Annotated in this window: 8 protein-coding genes and 1 pseudogene; 6 read left to right on the top strand and 3 right to left on the bottom strand. The window is 67.6% G+C overall.

What is annotated here, in order from left to right:
* The 3 genes from VB716_RS01800 to VB716_RS01790 all read left to right on the top strand — a co-directional run.
* On the top strand, positions 1-1,038 hold a 1,038-nt coding region (locus VB716_RS01800; protein WP_323269571.1), incomplete at its 5' end, for an AMP-binding protein.
* A gap of 16 nt (positions 1,039-1,054) precedes the next feature.
* On the top strand, positions 1,055-1,318 hold the full coding sequence (locus VB716_RS01795; protein ID WP_197158538.1) for a TM2 domain-containing protein: 264 nt from the start codon (positions 1,055-1,057) through the stop codon (positions 1,316-1,318).
* Between the two features lie 95 nt (positions 1,319-1,413).
* Positions 1,414-1,581: a hypothetical protein gene (locus VB716_RS01790; RefSeq protein ID WP_197158537.1), complete on the top strand. Its 168-nt coding sequence runs from the start codon at positions 1,414-1,416 to the stop codon at positions 1,579-1,581.
* Here VB716_RS01790 and VB716_RS01785 read toward each other — a convergent pair.
* A complete protein-coding gene (locus tag VB716_RS01785) occupies positions 1,565-2,005 on the bottom strand; it encodes a thioesterase family protein (RefSeq protein ID WP_323269570.1) in 441 nt (146 codons plus the stop codon). The two genes, VB716_RS01790 and VB716_RS01785, sit on opposite strands and share 17 nt — an antisense overlap.
* Positions 2,006-2,079: 74 nt before the next feature.
* On the opposite strand from VB716_RS01785, the gene VB716_RS01780 reads away from it, so the two are divergent.
* On the top strand, positions 2,080-2,793 hold the full coding sequence (locus VB716_RS01780) for a hypothetical protein (protein ID WP_322758225.1): 714 nt from the start codon (positions 2,080-2,082) through the stop codon (positions 2,791-2,793).
* 160 nt (positions 2,794-2,953) lie between these two features.
* Here the strand turns inward: VB716_RS01780 and VB716_RS01775 are convergent, their stop codons facing one another.
* Both VB716_RS01775 and VB716_RS01770 read right to left on the bottom strand, forming a co-directional pair.
* Entirely contained in the window at positions 2,954-3,241 is a 288-nt protein-coding gene (locus tag VB716_RS01775; RefSeq protein WP_231598054.1) for a DUF2752 domain-containing protein, read from the bottom strand.
* Between the two features lie 149 nt (positions 3,242-3,390).
* Positions 3,391-4,575, bottom strand: coding sequence for an NAD(P)H-quinone oxidoreductase subunit H (locus tag VB716_RS01770; RefSeq protein WP_197158534.1), 1,185 nt, complete (start codon positions 4,573-4,575; stop codon positions 3,391-3,393).
* A gap of 65 nt (positions 4,576-4,640) precedes the next feature.
* Between VB716_RS01770 and rsmH the strand changes: the two genes are divergently transcribed.
* Together rsmH and VB716_RS01760 are read left to right on the top strand one after the other, a co-directional pair.
* Positions 4,641-5,558: a 16S rRNA (cytosine(1402)-N(4))-methyltransferase RsmH gene (rsmH, locus tag VB716_RS01765; protein ID WP_197171957.1), complete on the top strand. Its 918-nt coding sequence runs from the start codon at positions 4,641-4,643 to the stop codon at positions 5,556-5,558.
* Positions 5,558-5,754: pseudogene (locus VB716_RS01760) on the top strand (hypothetical protein); the annotation flags it as partial. The gene rsmH and the pseudogene VB716_RS01760, both read left to right, overlap by 1 nt.

Raw genomic sequence — 5,754 nt, 5'->3', positions numbered from 1 at the left:
CCCCTGGCCCACCTTCAGGCCTCGGCTGCGGCCACGGCGCACTGGCTGGAGCAACTGGAGATCGATCCGGCCCGTTGTCTGCACCTCAATCCCCTGCCGCTGCATCACGTCAGCGGTCTGCTGCCGCTGCTGCGGGCTCAGCAGTGGGCACAGCAGCGGACGCGGCCGCATCCCTGGGCGGAGAGCCACCGGTGGCTACCAGCGACCCTGCTGCGCCAGCCCCAGCACTTGTCCGATGCCCTGCCGCACCCTGGCGATCGGCCGGTGCTGCTCTCGCTGGTGCCCACCCAGCTGGCGCGGCTGCTGGAGCATCCGACTGCCGTGGCCTGGCTGCGTGGCTGTGCCGTGATCTGGGTGGGTGGTGCGGCCCTGCCGCAGGACCTGGCCCGCAGGGCCCGGCACTGGGAGCTGCCGCTGGCCCCCTGCTACGGCGCCACGGAAACCGCCGCCATGGTCTGCGCCTTGGCGCCGCAGCAGTTTCTAGCAGGCGATCCGGCCCAGCCTGGTTGCGGCTTCCCACTCGAGGATGTGGAACTGCGGCTGGAGCCCCAGACCGGCGCCGTGCAGCTGCGCACCGCACGGCTCAGTCCCGGCTGGCTGGCGCAGGGCTTGCTGCAGCCGCTGCCCCGCACCCCGGACGGCTGGTGGACCAGTGGGGATGGTGGGGTGCTGACACTCCAGGGCCTGCACATCCAGGGCCGTCTGGATGGCGCCATCAGCAGCGGCGGTGAGACCGTGTTTCCCGAGCAGCTGGAGGAGCGGCTGCGGCAGCTGGCCGCAGCGCTGCCCCTGCAGGAGGTGTTGCTGCTCGGCGTGGAGGAGCCCCCCTGGGGGCAGCGGCTGGTGGCGCTGGTGCGCGGTCACTCGCCTGACGACTGGGAGTCGCTGCAGCAGGCGCTGCCGGCACTCACGGCCGGCTGGCGGGCCGCTGAACGGCCGCGCCGCTGGTTGCTCTGCCCCGATCTGGCACCCACCGCTACTGGCAAATGGCAACGGGGGCGTTGGCAGCAGTGGCTCGCCTCGCTACAAAACCCTTGACCCAGGCCCTCAAGACATGAACGGCGTTGATCCGGAAGTGAGCAACAAAAAGCTCGCCGCCGGCCTGCTTGGGATCTTCCTGGGTGCCTTTGGGATCCACAAGTTCGTACTGGGCTATACGAACGCCGGCATCATCATGGCCGTTGTCACGGTTGTGACGTGCGGATTCGGCGGCTTCGTGATGGGTGTGATCGGCCTGGTTGAAGGGATTATCTATCTCTCCAAAACACCTGAGGAGTTCAAAGCCACCTATCTCGACGCCAAGCGGGAATGGTTCTGATGCCGTTGGGTCTTCCCCTTGCCAACCCTGCATCGCCCGGGGTCTCACAAGGTTCAGCACCGCGTTCCGGCTCCCCGGCATCGACCGTCTTCCCCATGGCCCTGCGCCGAATGCCGCTGCTGCTGTTGGTGCTGGCCAGCCTGATCAGCCTCGCCGCCTTCAACGCCATCCCAGATCAGGGGCTCCACCCTCTGGCCTGGATGGCCAGCCTGCTCCCCCTCCAGCTCGCGGCCCTGCTATGGGGCCTCAGCCGGCAGCGCTGAGGTTGGAGGCCTCCAACCAGCGCTGGATCGCCAGCGGCAGAGGGCAGCGCCTTCGGGTCTCCACCGTGATGGCCACATGGCGCGTCAGGCCAGTGGCGACGTCGTGGCCGTCGCAGCGCAAGCTGTAGCGCACCTCGAAGCTGCCGGGATCGAGGCGTTCCGGTTGCAGCCACACCCTGAGCTGATCGCCGCAAACCAGCGGGTGGCGGTAATCGGCGCTGCAATGCACAATCGGCAACGCCACGGCGAGCGGCTGGCCAGGACGCGGGAAGATCTCCTCGGCGCTGATGCCGTAGCGCGCCAGGCTCTCCTCATAGGCCTCATGGCACCAACGCAGCAGCTGGTGAAAGTGCATCACCCCGGCGGCATCGGTGTCGCCGAAGCGCACGGTGCGATCGATCTGCAGCCAGTGGCTCGATGCCATCGATCCTGTCCCCGGGTCTCCCTTGTGCGGCTTTGGTGGCCCCATTACATTCCGGCCATCTTCGCCCCGCTGGTATGGCCGCTGCGTTCGCCTACGAGCCGCCCAGCCTGAATCGGGCCTGGGAGGCCTTCGTGGCCCATCTCCCCACCCTGCTGGTGATCTGGCTGATCACCATGGCGATCACGGCGGTGGGCGGCGGGGTGTCCCTGGTGTTTGCCTTGCTGGGCGTGAGCCTGGGCGGCGCTGATCCGGCGGCACTCACCCAGGGAGCCCTCGATCCCACCGGCGCGGCTGCCCAGATGGCCCTGCTGCTCGGCCAGCTGGGTCAGGTGCCCTTTGCCATCCTCTCCAGCCTGGTGGGGGTACTGCTGGTGGCGGTGCCGGCCCTGCACTACGAAACGGGCACCACCATCACCGTGTCCGAGGCCCTGCGGATCCTGCAGGATCGACCGATGCGCTATCTGCTGGCGGGCCTCTTCTTCGCGCTGGTCACCTGCGTCGGCCTGTTGCTCTGCCTGCTGCCCGGCTTTGCGGTGCTGCTGGTGGCGCCGGTGTATGTGAACCGCATCTTCGCCACCGATCAGGGGGTGCTGGACGCTTTTGCCAGTTCCTTCCAGGCCGTGTTCCGCTCACCCCATGGCATGGCCTTTGTGGGGGTGCAGGCGCTGGTGGGAACGGTGGTGCTGGTGGTGTCGATCTGCACCTGCGGCCTGGCGGCGCTGGTGGCGATACCGGTGGGAAACTTCTACATCCAGAACTCCGCGTATCACCAGGGCGTGATCTCCTGATCCCGGCTCCGATCAGGGCCGCTCTGCTGGGCCTCTGATCTGCTGATCAGATCTTGCCTTCTGATCTGAATCTTGTCTTCTGATCTTGTCGTCCTTCTGATCTGAATCCTGTCGTTTGATCTGAATCTGGTCACTCCTGGCCTGTCCTGCTGCGGAACCCTCAGCCCGTCGGGAAGGCCGGCAGCCCCAGTCCGTACTGCAGGGTCATGCGCACCCCCCAATAGAGAACCAGCGCCACACTGATCACCACCAGATGGCTCCCTTTCAGCTGGGGTGGCACCAGCCGCCGGCTGCGGATCGAGGCCACCGACCAGACCAGCAGAGCCACGGCCGCCGCAGGTCCGAAGGCATGCCAGTCCATCGCCTCACGGATCTGGCCCTGGAGGCTGGAGCAGACAGCCCGGGTGAGGAAACAGGTGGGGCAGGGAATACCGGTGAGCGCCCGCAACGGACACGACCAGCCGGGCAGGAGGCCATGGCCCAGCCAACCCTTGAGCCCCAGGTAACCGGTGAGAGCAGCAGGCAGGAGGAAGCCAGACTGCCGCAGCCGCTGCAGCCAGCGCTGGCGCGTGGATCGAGGTCGGGTTGCTGCGCGGCTCAGCGGTCCACCGAGCCCATGATCACGTCGATCGAGCCAAGGATCGCCATGATGTCGGCCACCTTGTTGCCCTTGAGCAGGTGGGGCAGGATCTGGAGGTTGTTGGAATCGGCGGCGCGAATCTTGAAGCGCCAGGGGGTGACGTCGTCGTTGCCCTGGATGAACACACCGATTTCCCCTTTGCCGGATTCGAGGCGTGTATACAGCTCGCCCGAAGGAATCTTGAAGGTGGGAGCCACTTTCTTGGCCACGTACTGGTAATCGAAGCCATACCACTCGCTCTTCTTGCCCTCGGCCATGCGCCGGGCTTCCAGGTTCTCGGTGGGGCCGCCGGGGATCATCTGGCAGGCCTGGCGCAGGATCTTCAGCGACTGGCGCATCTCCTCCACCCGCACCCGGTACCGGGCGTAGCAATCACCTTCGCTGGCCCAGGCCACGCTCCAGTCGAAGTCGTCGTAGCACTCGTAGTGATCGACCTTGCGCAGGTCCCAGGGCACGCCGGAGGCCCGCAGCATCGGGCCCGAAAGGCTCCAGTTGATCGCCTGCTCCCGCTCGATGGTGCCGAGCCCCTCGATGCGGCGGCGGAAGATGGGGTTGTTGGTGATCAGCTTCTCGTATTCATCGATCTTGGGGCCGAACCAATCGCAGAAATCGAGGCACTTCTCCAGCCAGCCCCAGGGCAGGTCGGCAGCCACACCGCCGATGCGGAAATAGTTGTTGTTGATCAGCCGCTGGCCGGTGGCCGCTTCCCAGAGGTCGTAGATCATCTCCCGTTCGCGGAAGATGTAGAAGAACGGCGTCTGGGCGCCCACGTCCGCCAGGAAGGGGCCGAGCCAGAGCAGGTGGTTGGCGATGCGGTTGAGTTCCAGCATCAGCACGCGGATGTAGCTGGCCCGCTTCGGCACCGGCACGTTGGCCAGACGCTCGGGCGCATTCACCACGATCGCCTCGTAGAACATGCCGGCCGCATAGTCCATGCGGCTTACGTAGGGCACGAACATCACGTTCGTGCGGTTCTCGGCGATCTTCTCCATGCCGCGATGGAGGTAGCCGATCACCGGCTCGCAGTCCACCACGTCTTCGCCATCGAGGGTCACGACCAGCCGCAGCACCCCATGCATGGAGGGGTGATGGGGCCCGAAGTTGACCACCATCGGCTCCGTGCGCGTCTCCAGCTGCGTCATGGGGCCGTGGGCTGCGGATCGAATGGCGGGATCTTAGGAAGGGAGAGCCCGCTGCATGGCCTCTTCTGGCACAGGCCTTCGATCACGTGCCGGTGCTGGCGGAAGCGGTGCTCGCCAGCTTCGCGGTGCTCCCCCCCGCGGCGGCGGGCCCGCAGGGCGGCCTGCTGATCGACTGCACCCTTGGCGGCGGCGGCCACAGCGCCCTGCTGCTGGAGGCCCATCCCGGCCTGCGCCTCATCGGTCTCGACCAGGACCCCACCGCCCGCGCCGCCGCCGCCCAGCGCCTGGACCCCTACGGCGATCGGGTGCGGATCGTGGCCACGAACTTCGCCGATTTCCTGCCCCCCGAGCCCGCCGCCCTGGTGCTGGCCGACCTGGGGGTGAGCAGCCCCCAGCTGGACGTGGCGGAACGAGGGTTCAGCTTCCGCGTCGATGGCCCGATCGACATGCGAATGAATCCCGCTGCCGGCGAGCCGGCCGCCGCGCTGCTCGATCGGCTCTCGGAAACCGAGCTGGCCGATCTGCTGTATGCCTATGGCGAAGAGCGGCTATCGCGCCGCATCGCCCGCAAACTGGTGGAGCTGCGCCCCTGGAGTGATCCCACAGGAGCGGAGGGTAGGGGTACAGCCGCCCTGGCCTACGCAATCGCCGGCTGCTACCCGCCCAAGGCGCGGCGCGGCCGCATCCATCCCGCCACCCGCAGCTTCCAGGCCCTGCGCATCGCCGTGAACAACGAACTCGCCGTGCTGGATCGCCTGCTGCAGCGCGCCCCCGACTGGCTGCTGCCCGGCGGACTGCTGGGTGTGATCAGTTTCCATTCGCTCGAAGACCGGCGGGTCAAGACCGCCTTCCTCGCCGATGAACGGCTGGAGCGGATCACCCGCAAGCCCCTGGTCGCCAGCGCAGCGGAGCAGGAGGCCAATCCCCGCAGCCGCTCCGCCAAGTTCCGGGTGGCCCGGCGGCGGGTTCTGGAGGAGGGTTGATGGCCCAGGCCGCGATCGCCCTGCCGGCGCTGAGCGCCACGGCCCGCACCGACCTGCTCTGGTGGCTGGCATTCCTGATTCAGCTGGCGGCCCTGCCCGGCACCCTGCTGCCGTTGCTGCCCGGTCTGGTGCTGCTGCCCCTGGGGGCGCTGCTCTGGCCCCTGGCGGTGGGCTGGAGCGTGGGCTGGCCGCCGCT

The sequence above is a fragment of the Synechococcus sp. CCY9201 genome, from assembly GCF_034931105.1.
GTDB lineage: Bacteria > Cyanobacteriota > Cyanobacteriia > PCC-6307 > Cyanobiaceae > CBW1002.
This window is presented reverse-complemented; position numbering and strand designations above follow the sequence as displayed.

Coding starts and splice junctions, on each gene's coding strand:
- VB716_RS01795 (WP_197158538.1), top strand. CDS start 1,055: ATGAACGGCGTTGATCCGGAAGTGAGCAACAAAAAGCTCGCCGCCGGC.
- VB716_RS01790 (WP_197158537.1), top strand. CDS start 1,414: ATGGCCCTGCGCCGAATGCCGCTGCTGCTGTTGGTGCTGGCCAGCCTG.
- VB716_RS01785 (WP_323269570.1), bottom strand. CDS start 2,005: ATGGCATCGAGCCACTGGCTGCAGATCGATCGCACCGTGCGCTTCGGC.
- VB716_RS01780 (WP_322758225.1), top strand. CDS start 2,080: ATGGCCGCTGCGTTCGCCTACGAGCCGCCCAGCCTGAATCGGGCCTGG.
- VB716_RS01770 (WP_197158534.1), bottom strand. CDS start 4,575: ATGACGCAGCTGGAGACGCGCACGGAGCCGATGGTGGTCAACTTCGGG.